The sequence below is a fragment of the Curtobacterium sp. ME26 genome (assembly GCF_903970945.1).
GTDB lineage: Bacteria > Actinomycetota > Actinomycetes > Actinomycetales > Microbacteriaceae > Curtobacterium > Curtobacterium citri.
The window spans coordinates 1-16469 of sequence record NZ_CAJCKG010000059.1 but is presented as its reverse complement, the minus strand read 5'-3'; the positions used below and the strand labels follow the sequence as shown (position 1 = coordinate 16469).

The 16469-nt window shown below is 70.3% G+C and carries 11 protein-coding genes and 1 pseudogene; all 12 read left to right on the top strand.

Annotated elements, in window-relative coordinates:
• Window positions 1-140 precede the first annotated feature (140 nt).
• Window positions 141-1148: pseudogene (locus H7A69_RS15455) on the top strand (DUF885 domain-containing protein); the annotation flags it as partial.
• Window positions 1149-1335: 187 nt separating this feature from the next.
• A complete protein-coding gene (gene rpsA, locus H7A69_RS15450; protein WP_069710823.1) occupies window positions 1336-2805 on the top strand; it encodes a 30S ribosomal protein S1 in 1470 nt (489 codons plus the stop codon).
• A 90-nt stretch (window positions 2806-2895) separates the two neighbouring features.
• Window positions 2896-3498 (top strand): dephospho-CoA kinase, encoded by a 603-nt coding sequence (gene coaE, locus H7A69_RS15445; protein WP_182047877.1) that lies wholly within the window; start codon window positions 2896-2898, stop codon window positions 3496-3498.
• Window positions 3499-3553: 55 nt separating this feature from the next.
• A complete protein-coding gene (uvrB, locus tag H7A69_RS15440) occupies window positions 3554-5638 on the top strand; it encodes an excinuclease ABC subunit UvrB (RefSeq protein ID WP_182047875.1) in 2085 nt (694 codons plus the stop codon).
• A complete protein-coding gene (locus H7A69_RS15435; RefSeq protein WP_182047872.1) occupies window positions 5628-6542 on the top strand; it encodes an SDR family NAD(P)-dependent oxidoreductase in 915 nt (304 codons plus the stop codon). Before uvrB ends, H7A69_RS15435 begins: the two co-directional genes overlap by 11 nt.
• A 59-nt stretch (window positions 6543-6601) precedes the next feature.
• Window positions 6602-9613, top strand: a complete 3012-nt coding sequence (uvrA, locus tag H7A69_RS15430) for an excinuclease ABC subunit UvrA (RefSeq protein WP_259346259.1) — start codon at window positions 6602-6604, stop codon at window positions 9611-9613.
• Window positions 9614-11734, top strand: coding sequence for an excinuclease ABC subunit UvrC (uvrC, locus tag H7A69_RS15425; RefSeq protein ID WP_182047870.1), 2121 nt, complete (start codon window positions 9614-9616; stop codon window positions 11732-11734).
• Window positions 11735-11850: 116 nt separating this feature from the next.
• A complete protein-coding gene (gene rapZ, locus H7A69_RS15420) occupies window positions 11851-12768 on the top strand; it encodes an RNase adapter RapZ (RefSeq protein ID WP_182047868.1) in 918 nt (305 codons plus the stop codon).
• Window positions 12769-12844: 76 nt separating this feature from the next.
• Window positions 12845-13825, top strand: a complete 981-nt coding sequence (gene whiA, locus H7A69_RS15415; RefSeq protein WP_182047866.1) for a DNA-binding protein WhiA — start codon at window positions 12845-12847, stop codon at window positions 13823-13825.
• A 211-nt stretch (window positions 13826-14036) separates the two neighbouring features.
• Window positions 14037-15047 carry a type I glyceraldehyde-3-phosphate dehydrogenase gene (gap, locus tag H7A69_RS15410; RefSeq protein WP_069710829.1) on the top strand — a complete coding sequence of 337 codons (1011 nt, stop codon included), beginning with the start codon at window positions 14037-14039 and terminating at the stop codon, window positions 15045-15047.
• Complete coding sequence (locus H7A69_RS15405) at window positions 15044-16261, top strand: phosphoglycerate kinase (protein WP_182047864.1); 1218 nt, start codon at window positions 15044-15046, stop codon at window positions 16259-16261. Before gap ends, H7A69_RS15405 begins: the two co-directional genes overlap by 4 nt.
• Window positions 16258-16469, top strand: a 212-nt coding sequence (locus tag H7A69_RS15400) for a triose-phosphate isomerase (protein WP_182047862.1), incomplete at its 3' end; no start/stop codon positions are given. The genes H7A69_RS15405 and H7A69_RS15400, both read left to right, overlap by 4 nt.

Below are 16469 nucleotides of genomic sequence, written 5' to 3'. Positions count from 1 at the left end.
GTTACTGCTCTCTCTCTCCCCGCCCCTCGCCCAGCCTCTATATGCACCAGGCTCTCCGCCCTACCTCCCCACCACGCCCTCCTCCCCGCCCGTCGGCGCCCCCCCCCGTGCCCCGCTCGTCAGCGGGTTCCCGCGCGCCCGAGCTCCTGCCGCTGGCCACACCGGTCGACGCCGTCGGGCGCGAGGACTACGAGCTGCACTCCCGCCGCTTCCTCGGGGCGGTCGTGGACCTCGACGAGACCTACGAGTGGGGGATCGAGGAGCTCGCCCGGATGCGCGACGAGCAGGAGCGCATCGCCGACCGCATCGAACCCGGCGCGTCGGTGGCCCGGGCGATCGAGGTCCTCGACGCCGACCCGGCCCGCATCCTGCACGGCACGGACGCCCTGCAGCGGTGGATGCAGGAGACGAGCGACGCCTCCATCCGCGCGATGGACGGCACCTACTTCGACATCGCCGACCCGATCAAGCGACTGGAGTGCCGGATCGCCCCCACCCAGGAGGGCGGCATCTACTACACCGGCCCGTCCGACGACTTCTCGCGGGCCGGCCGGATGTGGTGGTCGGTGCCGCAGGGCGTGACCGAGTTCGGGACCTGGCGCGAGAAGACCACGGTCTACCACGAGGGCGTCCCGGGTCACCACCTGCAGATCAGCCAGGCGGTGCACAACCGCGGGGAGCTCAACACCTGGCGGCGTCAGCTCGCCGGACCGTCCGGTCACGTGGAGGGCTGGGCGCTCTACGCCGAGCGGCTCATGGAGCAGCTCGGGTTCCTCGACGACGACGGCGACCGGCTCGGCATGCTCGACGGACAGCGCATGCGAGCCGCCCGTGTCGTGCTCGACATCGGCGTGCACCTGCAGAAGACGAACCCCGACGGCGGCGGCTGGACGTGGGAGTACGCGCTCGACTTCATGGGGCAGAACGTCAACATGGCGCCGGAGTTCGTGCAGTTCGAGGTCGCCCGGTACTTCGGGTGGCCGGGGCAGGCGCCGTCCTACAAGGTCGGGCAGCGCGTCTGGGAGTCGATCCGCGACGAGCTCGCCGCCCGCGAGGGTACGGCGTTCGACCTCAAGGCCTTCCACCACCGCGCACTCACGCTCGGCGGCGTCGGACTCGACACGCTGCGGAGTGCGCTGCTCGGCTGACCGGGGGACCCGCGACACGCGCGACACGCCCGGTTGTGGGGCCCACGGCCCTGCGGCTAGACTCAATCGGCGCAATCCGCGCCAACCAACCACTGCCATGACGGCTCGCACCGACGTTCGGTGCGGACCAGGGGGTCGCTCCCTCGCCGTCACGGCCCGACTCATGTCCGTTCGGAGCAATCTCTACATGACAACCACCACGACCAAGGCTCCCAAGCAGGTCGCCATCAACGACATCGGCTCGGCTGATGACTTCCTGGCCGAGGTCGAGAAGACCCTCAAGTTCTTCAACGACGGCGATCTGATCTCCGGAACCGTCGTGAAGATCGACCGCGACGAGGTCCTCCTCGACGTCGGCTACAAGACCGAGGGTGTCATCCCCTCGCGCGAACTCTCGATCAAGCACGACGTCGACCCCAACGAGGTCGTCGAGGTCGGCGACGAGGTCGAGGCCCTGGTCCTCCAGAAGGAGGACAAGGAAGGTCGCCTCATCCTGTCGAAGAAGCGTGCGCAGTACGAGCGCGCGTGGGGCGACGTCGAGAAGATCAAGGAGTCCGACGGCGTCGTGACCGGCACGGTCATCGAGGTCGTCAAGGGCGGCCTGATCGTCGACATCGGTCTCCGCGGCTTCCTCCCCGCCTCGCTCATCGAGCTGCGTCGCGTCCGCGACCTGACCCCGTACCTGGGCCAGGAGCTCGAGGCGAAGATCCTCGAGCTCGACAAGAACCGCAACAACGTGGTCCTCTCGCGGCGCGCCCTGCTCGAGCAGACGCAGTCCGAGTCGCGCACCACCTTCCTCAACAACCTCCACAAGGGCCAGGTCCGCAAGGGCATCGTGTCGTCGATCGTCAACTTCGGTGCGTTCGTCGACCTGGGTGGCGTCGACGGTCTCGTCCACGTCTCCGAGCTCTCCTGGAAGCACATCGAGCACGCCAGCGAGGTCGTCGAGGTCGGTCAGGAAGTCACCGTCGAGATCCTCGAGGTGGACCTGGACCGCGAGCGCGTGTCGCTCTCGCTCAAGGCCACGCAGGAGGACCCGTGGCAGGTCTTCGCCCGCACCCACGCGATCGGTCAGATCGCGCCGGGCAAGGTCACGAAGCTCGTGCCGTTCGGTGCCTTCGTCCGCGTCGCGGACGGCATCGAGGGTCTCGTCCACATCTCGGAGCTCTCGAACAAGCACGTCGAGCTCGCCGAGCAGGTCGTCTCCGTCGGTGACGAGGTCTTCGTCAAGATCATCGACATCGACCTCGACCGTCGCCGCATCTCGCTCAGCCTCAAGCAGGCGAACGAGGGCGTGGACCCGGAGGGCACCGAGTTCGACCCGGCGCTCTACGGCATGCCGACCGAGTACGACGACCAGGGCAACTACAAGTACCCGGACGGCTTCGACCCGGAGACGAACGAGTGGCTCGAGGGCTACGACACCCAGCGCACCGAGTGGGAGGGCCAGTACGCGGCCGCCCAGTCGCGCTGGGAGGCCCACAAGGCGCAGGTCGCGAAGACCATCGCCGACGAGGCGCAGGGCAACTTCGACCTGCCGGCCAGCGCGTCGACCTCCTCGTCGTCGTCGTTCACGAGCGAGACGAACGGTCAGGGCACCCTGGCCGACGACGCTTCGCTCGCGGCGCTCCGCGAGAAGCTCAGCTCGAACAACTGATCGAGCGGGTCGCACCGTCCCGGAAGCCCGGCACCCCTCACGGGGTGCCGGGCTTCCGGCGTTCCACGGCGTGCTGAGTAGCCTGGGGCGGTGCGCATCATCGGTCTGACAGGCGGCATCGCCGCGGGCAAGTCCACCGTCTCCCGTCGTTGGGCGGAGCACGGTGCCGTCGTGGTCGACGCGGACCGGCTGGCGCGGGAGGCGGTCGCACCCGGCAGCCCCGGGCTCGCCCGTGTGGCGGAGCGGTTCGGGCCGGGCGTGCTCGCAGCCGACGGCTCGCTCGACCGCCCCGCCCTCGGCAGCATCGTGTTCGCGGACGCCGACGCTCGGAGGGACCTCGAGGCGATCACGCACCCGGAGGTCTGGCGGCTGGCGCAGCAGGCCTTCGACGCGGCCGAGGCCGCCGACCCGGACGCGCTCGTCGTGTACGACGTCCCGCTGCTGGCCGAGGCCCGCGGCCGGCGTCCGATCGCCTTCGACGCCGTCGTCGTGGTGGACGCACCGGCCGCGCAGCGGGTCGAGCGCCTGGTGGCGTTCCGCGGCGCCACGCGGGACGAGGCCGAGCGGCGGGTCGGGGCACAGGCGTCCGACGCCGAGCGGCTCGCCCTCGCCGACCACGTCGTCGACGCCACGGGGACGGTCGACGAGACGATCCGGTCCGCCGACGACGTCTGGGCACGCCTGACCCGCTGACGCTGTGGGCGATCAGGGCCGTCCGGTGTCGGCGGCGCCGACTACCGTTGCAGGCATGGCAGTGTCGATCGAGCCCACGCGGGCGATCCGTCCGTTCGAGGTCATCAGCGAGTACTCGCCGAGCGGCGACCAGCCGGCGGCGATCGCCGAACTCGCCGGCCGCATCAACGCCGGTGAGACCGACGTCGTGCTGCTCGGCGCCACCGGTACGGGCAAGTCCGCCACGACGGCCTGGCTCATCGAGCAGGTCCAGCGGCCGACGCTCGTCCTCGCCCACAACAAGACGCTCGCCGCGCAGCTCGCGAACGAGTTCCGAGGTCTGCTGCCGAACAACGCCGTCGAGTACTTCGTCTCGTACTACGACTACTACCAGCCCGAGGCGTACGTCCCGCAGACGGACACGTTCATCGAGAAGGACTCCTCGGTCAACGCCGAGGTCGAGCGCCTCCGCCACTCGACGACCAACTCGCTGCTGAGTCGCCGCGACGTCGTCGTGGTCTCGACCGTGTCCTGCATCTACGGCCTCGGGACGCCGGAGCAGTACATGAACGCGTCGATCGCCCTGCACGTCGGCCAGACCATCTCGCGCGACCAGCTCGTCCGCAAGTTCGTCGGGATGCAGTACCAGCGCAACGACGTCGACTTCGCGCGCGGCACCTTCCGGGTGCGCGGCGACACCATCGAGATCATCCCGATGTACGAGGAGCACGCGATCCGCATCGAGATGTTCGGTGACGAGATCGAGGCCCTCTCGTCGCTGCACCCGCTGACCGGCAACGTGATCGCCGACCTCCCGGGCGTCTCGATCTTCCCGGCGTCGCACTACGTGGCCGACACCGACGTCATGCACCGCGCGATCGAGCGCATCAAGGACGAACTGGCCGACCGTCTCGCCGAACTGGAGGGCCAGGGCAAGCTGCTCGAGGCCCAGCGGCTCCGGATGCGCACGACCTTCGACATCGAGATGATGGAGCAGATCGGGTTCTGCTCGGGCATCGAGAACTACTCGCGCCACATGGACGGCCGCGACGCCGGCGAGGCCCCACACTGCCTCATCGACTACTTCCCGGACGACTTCCTCATCGTCATCGACGAGTCGCACGTCACGGTGCCGCAGATCGGCGCCATGTACGAGGGCGACGCCTCGCGCAAGCGCACGCTCGTCGAGCACGGGTTCCGCCTGCCGAGCGCTCTCGACAACCGCCCGCTGACGTGGGAGGAGTTCCTCGAGCGCGTCGGGCAGAAGGTGTACCTGTCCGCCACCCCCGGCAAGTACGAGCTCGGGGTCACGGACAGTGTCGTCGAGCAGATCATCCGCCCGACCGGCCTGGTCGACCCCGAGATCGTCGTCAAGCCGAGCGACGGCCAGATCGACGACCTGCTCGAGGAGATCAAGCTGCGCTCCGAGCGTGACGAGCGCGTGCTCGTCACGACGCTCACGAAGCGCATGGCCGAGGAGCTCACCGACTTCCTCGGCAACGCGGGGGTGCGGGTCCGGTACCTCCACTCCGACGTCGACACCCTCAAGCGCGTCGAGCTCCTCACCGAGCTGCGGCAGGGCGTGTACGACGTGCTGATCGGCATCAACCTGCTCCGCGAGGGGCTCGACCTGCCCGAGGTCTCGCTCGTCGCGATCCTCGACGCCGACAAGGAGGGCTTCCTGCGGTCCTCGACGTCGCTCATCCAGACCATCGGTCGCGCCGCCCGCAACGTGTCCGGCCAGGTGCTCATGTACGCGGACAAGATCACGGACTCGATGCGGCAGGCGATCGACGAGACCGACCGGCGTCGCGAGAAGCAGGTCGCGTACAACCTGGAGCACGGCATCGACCCCCAGCCGCTCCGCAAGAAGATCGCGGACATCACCGAGGTCCTGCAGCGCGAGAGCGACGACACCAAGGCGCTGCTCCAGGGCCGCCCGGGTGCCGACGGACGTCGCTCGCCGACGCCGAACCTGCGACGCGAGGGCATCGCCGGCGAGGGCGCGACCCAGCTCGAGGCGACCATCGGCGACCTCAACGACCAGATGCTCCAGGCGGCGGCGGAGCTGAAGTTCGAGCTCGCGGCCCGCCTGCGCGACGAGGTCCAGGACCTCAAGAAGGCCCTGCGGCAGATGGAGTCGGCCGGCCATGTCCGGTGACGCCGGCCGTCGCACCGTCGTCGTCACCGGCGCCAGTGCGGGCCTGGGGTACCACGCCGCGGAGCAGCTCGCGGCGCAGGGTCACCGCGTCGTGCTGGCGACCCGGAACCCCGACCGCGGTCTCGCGGCCGAGCGGAGCATCCGGGCGCACGTGGACGACGCCGACCTGGTGCACCTCCACTTCGACCTCGCCGACCTGGACAGCGTCCACGCCGCCGCCGCGACCCTCGCGGAACTGGGACCGGTGCACGCGCTGCTCAACAACGCGGGTGTCGTGGGGTCGTCCGAACAGCGGTCCACCGCCCAGGGACTCGAACTGCAGGTCGGCACGAACCACCTCGGGCACTTCGCCTGGACCGCGCTGGTGCTGCCCCTGCTCGACCAGGACGACGGCCGCGTGGTGCACCTCGGGTCGATCGCGCACCGGTTCGTCACCCTCGACCGGCGCGACCCCCTGGCGGTCGGTCGCTACGACGGCCACCGGCAGTACGCCCGGAGCAAGCTCGCCGTGATGCTGTTCGGCTTCGAGCTCGCGCAGCGGCTCGGCGACGCGGGCTCGGCGGTCCGGAGCGTCGTCGCGCACCCAGGGCTCGCGATCGACGCCGCCGGGCCCGCGCGTCCGGACGTCGCGCCGACCCGGTCGGAGCCCGCCTGGATGCGCGCCGGATCCGGGTGGATCGCCCAGGGCAAGGACGCCGGTGCCCGCCCGCTCGTGCACGCGGCCGTCGGCGACGGGGTCCGGTCGGGGGAGTACTGGGGACCGGACGGCCCGCTGCAGCTCGCCGGTGCGCCGGCGATCGTGCCGGCGCGGTCGCGGGCGCACGACCGCACGGCGGCGGCACGGCTCTGGACCGCGAGCGAGCGGGCCACGGGCGTCGCGTTCGCTCTCGACGCACTCGTCTGAGTCGATCCGGTCCGCCACGCCGGGACGGATGTCGGTCGGGCTTCGTACAATCGTCTGCGATGACCATCACTTCTGACCGCGGAACCGCGACCCCGGGCGGGAGCGCCTTCGGCGAGCCCGCCGACCTCCACCTCCCCGGCGGGACCGCGCCGCACAGCACCTCGACGCTCAGCGTGCGCGGTGCCCGTGTCCACAACCTCCGCGACGTCGACCTCGAGATCCCCCGTGACTCGCTCGTGGTCTTCACCGGGCTCTCGGGCTCCGGCAAGTCCTCGCTCGCGTTCGACACGATCTTCGCCGAGGGCCAGCGCCGCTACGTCGAGTCGCTGTCCGCGTACGCGCGGCAGTTCCTCGGTCAGGTTGACCGTCCGGACGTCGACTTCATCGAGGGCCTGTCGCCCGCGGTGTCGATCGACCAGAAGTCGACGAACCGCAACCCGCGGTCGACCGTGGGCACGATCACCGAGGTCTACGACTACATGCGCCTGCTGTGGGCGCGCATCGGGGTCCCGCACTGCCCCGTCTGCGGCGAGGTGATCAGCAAGCAGAGCGTGCAGCAGATCGCCGACCAGCTCATGGCGTTCGAATCGGGCACGCGGTTCCAGGTCCTGGCGCCCGTCGTCTCGAAGAAGAAGGGCGAGTTCGTCGACCTCTTCCAGGAGCTCGCCGCGTCCGGCTACGCCCGCGCGATCGTCGACGGGGAGCGCGTGCAGCTGAGCGACCCGCCCAAGCTCAAGAAGCAGGTCAAGCACGACATCGCGGTGATCGTCGACCGGCTCGTGGCGAGCGACGACATCCTCGGCCGGCTGACGGACTCGCTCGAGACCGCGCTGCGCTTGACGAACGGCACGGTGGCGATCGACCTCGTCGACCACGAGGGCCCCGGCGCGGTCCGGACGTACTCCGAGAACCTGTCCTGCCCGAACAACCACCCGCTCGCGCTGACCGAGATCGAGCCCCGCACCTTCTCGTTCAACGCGCCCTTCGGCGCGTGCCCCGAGTGCTCGGGCCTCGGGACGCGGATGTCCGTCGACCCGGACCTCGTGCTCGGCGACCCCGAGGCATCGCTCCGCGACGGTGTGCTGCTGCCGTGGACGGGCACGAGCGGGCTGTACTCGTACTTCGAGAAGCTCCTCTCCGGTCTGGGCAAGGACCTCGGGTTCGACCTGGACACCCCGTGGAACCGGCTCGACCCGACCGTGCAGGCCGCGATCCTGACCGGCAAGGACTTCCAGGTGTCGGTCTCGTGGAAGAACCGCTTCGGACGCGAGATGCGCTACACGAGCGGGTTCGAGGGCGTCATGCCCTACATCGAGCGCAAGTTCGCCGAGGCCGAGTCGGACTCGCAGCGACAGCGCTTCCAGGGCTACCTGCGCGAGGTCCCGTGCCCGGTGTGCGACGGCACGCGCCTGAAGCCCGAGGTCCTGGCCGTGACGGTCGACGGCCGCAGCATCGCCGACGTCACCGACATGTCGCTCGACCAGGCCTACGGGTTCATGGACGAGCTGACGCTCACCGAGCGCGAGGCCCACATCGCCGCGGCGGTGCTCCGCGAGATCCGCGCCCGCCTCGAGTTCCTGCTCGAGGTCGGGCTCAACTACCTGACGCTGGCCCGCGGCGCGGGCGGCCTCTCCGGCGGCGAGGCCCAGCGCATCCGGCTCGCGACGCAGATCGGCTCGGGTCTGACCGGCGTGCTCTACGTCCTCGACGAGCCGAGCATCGGCCTGCACCAGCGGGACAACCGTCGGCTCATCGACACGCTCGTCAAGCTGAAGGACCTCGGCAACACGCTCATCGTCGTCGAGCACGACGAGGACACCATCCGCACGGCCGACTGGGTCGTCGACATCGGACCGGGCGCCGGCGTGAACGGCGGCAAGGTCGTGCACTCCGGGTCGTACGAGGGGATCATCGCCAACCGCGAGTCCGTGACCGGTGACTACCTCGCCGGCCGCCGTGCGATCGAGGTGCCGTCCGAGCGTCGGAAGATCAACCCGAAGCGCGTCATCAGCGTGCAGGGTGCCCGCGCGAACAACCTCAAGCAGGTGGACGTCGACTTCCCGCTCGGCGTCTTCACCGCGGTCACCGGCGTCAGCGGGTCGGGCAAGTCGACGCTGGTCAACGACATCCTCTACAAGGTGCTCGCGAACCAGCTCAACGGCGCCCGGCACATCGCGGGCAAGCACACGCGTGTGAAGGGCCTCGACCAGCTCGACAAGGTCGTGCACGTCGACCAGGCGCCGATCGGCCGCACCCCGCGGTCCAACCCGGCGACCTACACGGGCGTGTTCGACCGCATCCGGCAGCTCTTCGCCGAGACGCCCGAGGCGAAGGCACGCGGCTACCAGCCCGGGCGCTTCAGCTTCAACGTCAAGGGCGGTCGCTGCGAGAACTGCTCGGGCGACGGCACGATCAAGATCGAGATGAACTTCCTGCCCGACGTCTACGTGGCGTGCGAGGTCTGCGGTGGTGCCCGGTACAACCGCGAGACGCTGCAGGTGCACTACAAGGGCAAGGACATCTCCGAGGTCCTCGACATGCCCATCAGCGAGGCGGCCGAGTTCTTCGAGCCGATCTCCGCCATCCACCGCTACATGGCGACGCTCGTCGACGTCGGGCTCGGCTACGTCCGGCTCGGGCAGAGCGCCACCACGCTCTCCGGAGGCGAGGCGCAGCGCGTCAAGCTCGCGACCGAGCTCCAGCGTCGGTCGAACGGCCGCACGGTCTACGTGCTCGACGAGCCGACGACGGGTCTGCACTTCGAGGACGTCCGGAAGCTCCTGCTCGTCCTGCAGAGCCTGGTCGACAAGGGCAACACCGTCATCACCATCGAGCACAACCTCGACGTCATCAAGTCGGCCGACTGGCTCGTCGACATGGGTCCCGAGGGTGGCGCGGGCGGTGGCACGGTCCTGGCGGTCGGCACCCCCGAGCACGTCGCCGACGTCCCGGAGAGCCACACGGGCGTGTTCCTGCGCGAGATCTTCGACGCCCAGGACGCCCGCGTCGGCAAGCAGCAGGCCGTCGGTGCGCGCCAGGCGACGCAGAAGCAGAAGGCGGGTGCTCGGTAGGTGGCGGACACCGTCTCCTGGCGGCCGAAGGCGGGGGAGATCCCGACCGACCCCGGTGTGTACCGGTGGCGTGACGAGGCCGGTCGGGTGCTCTACGTCGGCAAGGCGAAGAACCTCCGCGCGCGGCTGAGCAACTACTTCGCACCGCTGCCGACGCTGCACGAGCGCACGCGCCGCATGGTCCTGACGGCGCGCAGCGTCGAGTGGACCACGGTCGGCTCCGAGATCGAGGCGCTCCAGCTCGAGTACACGTGGATCAAGGAGTTCGACCCGCCCTTCAACGTCAAGTTCCGGGACGACAAGTCGTACCCGTACATGGCGATCACCCTGGGTGAGGAGTCGCCCCGGGTGATGGTGACGCGGAACCGGAAGATCAAGGGCGCCAAGTACTTCGGGCCGTACCCGAAGATCTGGGCGGTGCACGACACCATCGACCTGATGATCAAGGTCTTCCCGATCCGGACCTGCTCGGACTCGTCGTACAAGAAGGCCATGCAGACCGGCAAGCCGTGCTTCCCGGGGCAGATCGGCAAGTGCGGCGGCCCCTGCTCGCAGAAGGTCACGATCGCCGAGCACCGTGCGGTGGTCGAGGAGTTCGTGCGGTTCATGGGCAGCTACGACCGGCGCGTCATCACCACGCTGCGGCAGCGCATGGGGGCCGCGGCCGACGCCATGGACTACGAGCAGGCCGCGAGGTACCGCGACCAGGTCGGTGCGCTCGAGGCGGTCCTCGAGAAGTCCGCGGTCGTGCTGCGCGACTCGGTCGACCTCGACCTGTTCGGTGTCGCGGAGGACGAGCTCGCGGCCGCGGTGCAGCTGTTCTCCGTGCGGGGCGGCCGCATCCGCGGTGTGCGGGGCTGGGTGGTGGACAAGGAGCTCGACATCAGCACCGGCGACCTCGTCGAGCAGATCGTGCAGGGCCAGTACGCCACGAGCGACGACGTCCCGCGCGAGGTCGTCGTGCCGGAGCTCCCGGAGGACGCCGAGGCGCTGCAGCAGTGGCTCAGCGAACGTCGGGGCGGCCGCGGGACGAAGCTCAGCACCGCGCAGCGCGGGGATCGTGCCGGCCTCGCCCGCACCGCCGCCCAGAACGCGGCGCAGGCGCTGATGCTCTACAAGACGAAGCGGAGCGCCGACTACACGACCCGCTCGGCGGCGCTGGCCGACATCCAGGACGCCCTCGGCATGACCGAGGCACCCCTGCGCATGGAGTGCTACGACATCTCGCACCTCCAGGGCACGAACGTCGTCGCCTCGATGGTGGTGTTCGAGGACGGGCTCCCGCGGAAGGACCAGTACCGGCGGTACACGATCGCCGAGACGACCGACGACACCGACAGCATGTACCAGGTGCTCTCGCGGCGGCTGGCACGTCTCGACGAGGACGCCGCCGCACCCGACGTCCCGGACGCGACGAGCGACGAGGTCATCGAGGGGACGAAGCCGACGAAGCGGTTCGCCTACCGTCCGCAGCTGCTCATCGTCGACGGCGGGCAACCGCAGGTGCAGGCGGCGAAGCGGGCGATGGACGAGGCCGGCGTGCACGACATCGCGCTCGTCGGGATCGCGAAGCGCCTCGAGGAGCTCTGGCTGCCCGACGACGACTTCCCGGTGATCATGCCGCGGAACTCGGAGGCACTGTTCCTGATCCAGCGGATCCGCGACGAGGCGCACCGGTTCGCGATCACGCACCAGCGGACGCGACGGAAGCGCGACGTGCGGTCGCAGCTGTCGGAGATCCCGGGCCTCGGCCCGACGCGGGTCAACGCGCTGCTGAAGCACTTCGGGTCGGTGGCGCGCCTCCGCGAGGCGACGGCCGACCAGGTCGCCGAGGTGAACGGCGTCGGACCGGCGACGGCCGCCGCGGTCGTCACGAAGCTGGCGCAGACGCCGCAGAGCACCCCGACCGGGAGTGCACCGACGGCCAGCGCCCCGACCGCCAGCGCGCCGACCGCCAGCGCCCCGACCGACGCGACCGCACCGACCGACGCGACCCCGCCGACCGACGCGACCCCGCCGACCGACGTGACCGGCGGGACGGACCCGACCGGTGCCTCCCGTCCGACCGGTCCCGTCCGCGTCCCCGACGTCACGGCGGACGGCCCGCACCGCCCGCTGTGACCTCCTCCGGGACGACCGGGCCCCGGCCCGGCCCGCGCCGCGGGCGATAGCCTGGACCAGCAGCCGAGACCTCCCCGGGCCGACGCCCGGGCCGCCACGACGGAGCCCTCCCACACATGAGCGACACGAGCGACACGAGCAGCCCGACCGAGACGGCCCGCGCGCAGCAGCAGCACGACATCCTCATCGTCACCGGCATGTCCGGCGCCGGCCGGTCGACGGTCGGCAAGGCGCTCGAGGACCTCGGCTGGTACGTCGTCGACAACCTGCCCACGCAGATGCTCGGTCCGCTCACCGAGCTCGCCGACCGCGCGGGTGAGAAGATCCCGAAGATCGCCACGGTGGTCGACGTCCGTGGCGGCCGGTTCTTCACCGACCCCGAGCAGGCCGTCGAGCAGGTCCGGACGAGTGCGTCGGCGCGGGTCCGGGTGCTCTTCCTCGAGGCGACCGACGCCGTGCTCGTCCGCCGATTCGAGCAGGTCCGGCGACCGCACCCGCTGCAGGGGGACGGCACGCTCCTCGACGGCATCGGGCTCGAGCGGTCGCGCCTGTCCGGGCTGCGCGAGGCCGCCGACGTCGTCATCGACACCTCGGACCTCAACATCCACCAGCTCGCGAACACCGTGACCGACCGGTTCGCCGACGACCACTTCGTCGGCGTCCAGGTCACGCTGATGAGCTTCGGCTTCAAGTACGGACTGCCGGCCGACGCCGACATGGTGGCCGACGTCCGCTTCATCCCGAACCCCTACTGGGTGCCGGAACTCCGCCCGCACACCGGCCTCGACGCGCCCGTCTCGGAGTACGTCCTGGCGCAGCCGGGAGCCCGGTCGTTCGTCGAGCGGTACGCCGCCGTGCTCGAGCCGGTGCTGGCCGGCTACCAGCGCGAGAACAAAAGACACGCTACGATCGCCATCGGCTGTACCGGCGGCAAGCACCGCTCGGTCGCCGTCGTCGCCGAGTTGGCGAACCTCCTCCGCGGGATGCCCGACGTCGCCGTGCGTGTGAAGAACCGAGATCTCGGCCGGGAGTGACCGTCCCTCCGGCCGCTCCACACGGACGTGCGCCGGAGCCGCGGACCCCACCAGAAGAAACGTTAGGAATGATGCTGTGCCGTTGACTGCCGAGGTCAAGGACGAACTGGCCAGGGTCGTCGTGAACCGCAACACGGTCCGCGCCGCCGAACTCGCGACCATCCTGCGGTTCGCGGGCGGCCTGCACGTCATCTCGGGCAGGATCGCGGTCGAGGTCGAACTCGACACCCGGATCATCGTCCACCGCGTGCGCAAGGACCTGGCGGAGCTGTACGGCGTGCGGAGCGAGGCGTCGGTGGGGTCGTCCGCCTCCTCCCGTCGCGGCACCCGCTACCTGGTCCGCGTGCTCGAGGCAGGGGAGACGCTCGCCCGCCAGACCGGTCTCATGGACGCCCGTCGTCGCCCCGTCCGCGGGCTGCCGAACCGGCTCACCACGGGCAACCGCGAGGACCTCGCCGCCATCTGGCGCGGCGCCTTCCTCGCCTCGGGCACGCTGACCGACCCGGGTCGTGCCGCGGCCCTCGAGGTCACGTGCCCCGGGAACGAGGCCGCCATGGCACTCGTCGGCGCCGCGTCGCGACTCGGCATCGCGGCGAAGGGTCGCGAGGTCCGGGGCGTCCACCGCGTCGTCATCCGCGACGGCGAGGCGATCGGGCAGATGCTCACCGTGATGGGTGCCGCCCGCACCACCGCCGAGTGGGAGGAGATGCGCCAGCGCCGCGAGGACCGCGCCACCGCCAACCGCCTCGTGAACTTCGACGACGCGAACCTCCGTCGTTCGGCGCAGGCCGCCGTCGCCGCGTGCGCCCGGGTCGAGCGCGCGCTCGAGATCCTCGGCGACGAGGTCCCGGACCACCTGAAGTACGCCGGCTCCCTGCGCCTCGAGCACCGCGACGCGTCGCTCGACGAGCTCGGGCAGCACGCCGACCCGCCCATGACGAAGGACGCCATCGCCGGTCGCATCCGCCGACTGCTCGCGATGGCCGACAAGAAGGCCGTCGACGACGGCATCCCGGGCACCGAGGCGAGCGTGCCGGAGGAGCTCGAGGGCGTCTGATCGCGGCTCTGACGACCGGTGCGGACGGGAGGCGCGGTGCCAGCTGGCACCGCGCCTCCCGTCCGTCACACGGCGGTGGTCCGCAGCGTCCGACTGCTAGGGTCGTTACGGCGACGTTACGGGGCGTATCGTCCACCACACGTGGGCCCGACGGGCCCACGACCTCCGAAAGCAGCGCCCCCGGGGCGCTCCACACCCACCAGGAGATCCATTGACCGTCAAGATCGGCATCAACGGCTTCGGCCGCATCGGCCGTAACTTCTTCCGGGCCGCCCTCGCGAAGGGCTCCGACCTCGAGATCGTGGCGGTGAACGACCTCACCGACAACGCGGCCCTCGCGAACCTCCTGAAGTTCGACTCCGTCACCGGTCGTCTCGGCGTCTCCGTCGAGCTCGACGGCGACAGCATCGTCGTCGACGGCAAGCCGATCAAGGTCCTCGCGGAGCGCGACCCCGCCAACCTCCCCTGGGGCGAGCTGGGCGTCGACATCGTCATCGAGTCGACCGGCTTCTTCACCAAGGCCGCCGACGCGCAGAAGCACATCGACGCCGGCGCCAAGAAGGTCATCATCTCGGCCCCCGCCACCGGCGACGACGTCACCATCGTCCTCGGCGTGAACGAGGGCGAGTACGACCCGGCGAACCACAACATCATCTCGAACGCCTCGTGCACCACGAACAGCCTCGCGCCGCTCGCCAAGGTGTTCCACGACAAGTTCGGCATCGAGCGCGGTCTCATGACGACGGTGCACGCCTACACCGCCGACCAGAACCTGCAGGACGGCCCGCACAAGGACCCGCGTCGTGCCCGTGCCGCCGCGCTGAACATCGTCCCGACCTCGACCGGCGCCGCGAAGGCCATCGGCCAGGTCATGCCGGAGCTCGCCGGCAAGCTCGACGGCTACGCCCTCCGCGTCCCGGTCCCGACCGGTTCGATCACCGACCTCACCCTGGAGACGAAGTCCCCGGTCACGGTCGACGAGATCAACGCCGCCTACAAGGAGGCCGCCGAGGGCCCGCTCAAGGGCATCCTGCTCTACAGCGAGGACCCGCTGGTGTCGACCGACATCACGACGGACCCGCACTCCTCGATCTACGACTCCGGTCTCACCAAGGTCATCGGTGGCCTCGTGAAGATCACCTCGTGGTACGACAACGAGTGGGGCTACTCGAACCGCCTCGTCGACCTCACCGAGTACGTGGGCGAGCGACTCTCGGCATGAGCCTCCGCACCCTCGAGGACCTCGGCGACCTCGCCGGCAAGCGCGTCGTCGTCCGCTGCGACCTGAACGTCCCGCTCAAGGACGGCCGGATCACGGACGACGGCCGCGTGCGGGCGTCGCTCGGCACGCTGAACACCCTGGTGAACGCCGGCGCGCGGGTCATCGTGATCTCGCACCTCGGCCGGCCCGACGGGTCGCCGGCACCGGAGTACTCGCTCGCCCCCGTGGCGCAGCGCCTCTCCGAGCTGCTGGGCAAGGAGGTCACCTTCGTCGGCGAGACCGTCGGCGACGAGGCGACCGCCGCTGCCGAGGCCCTCGGGGACGGCGACGTCCTGCTGCTCGAGAACCTCCGGTTCAACCCGGAGGAGACCTCGAAGGACGCGTCGGAACGCCAGGCGTTCGCGGAGCGCATCGCAGCGCTGGGCGACGCGTTCGTGTCCGACGGCTTCGGTGTCGTCCACCGCAAGCAGGCCTCGGTCTACGAACTCGCCGCGGCGCTGCCCAGCGCGGCCGGCTCCCTCATCGAGTCCGAGCTGACGGTGCTCGAGCGCCTGACGAAGGACCCGGAGCGGCCGTACACGGTCGTGCTCGGCGGGTCGAAGGTCAGCGACAAGCTCGGCGTCATCGAGCACCTGCTCCCGCAGGTCGACACGCTCTGCATCGGCGGCGGCATGCTCTTCACCTTCCTCGCGGCCCAGGGCCACGGGGTGGCGAAGTCGCTGCTCGAGCAGGACCAGCTCGACACCGTCCGCGCCTACCTGTCGAAGGCCGACGAGCTCGGCGTCACGATCGACCTGCCGACCGACGTCGTGGTGGCCTCCGGGTTCGCCGCGGACGCGCAGCACGAGACGGTGGCGGCCGATGCGATCGAGTCCTCGTCGTTCGGCACGGACGGCATCGGTCTCGACATCGGCCCGGAGACGGCGACGCGCTTCGCGTCGGCGGTGTCCGGTTCGAAGACGGTGTTCTGGAACGGCCCGATGGGCGTGTTCGAGTTCCCGGCGTTCGCGGCCGGTACGAAGACCGTCGCGCAGGCCCTGACCGAGGTCGACGGCCTCGGCGTGGTCGGCGGCGGTGACTCCGCGGCGGCCGTCCGGTCGCTCGGGTTCTCCGACGACCGGTTCGGGCACATCTCGACCGGTGGCGGTGCCAGCCTCGAGTTCCTCGAGGGCAAGTCGCTGCCCGGTCTCGAAGCACTGGGGTGGTCCCGATGAGCCGCACGCCCTTCATCGCTGGTAACTGGAAGATGAACCTGGACCACCTCCAGGCCATCGCCACCGTGCAGAAGCTCGCGTGGACGTTGAAGGACGCCCGCCACGACCACGACGACGTCGAGGTCGCGGTGTTCCCGCCCTTCACCGACCTCCGCAGCGTGCAGACGCTCATCTCGGCGGACAAGCTGTCGATCCGCTTCGGCGCGCA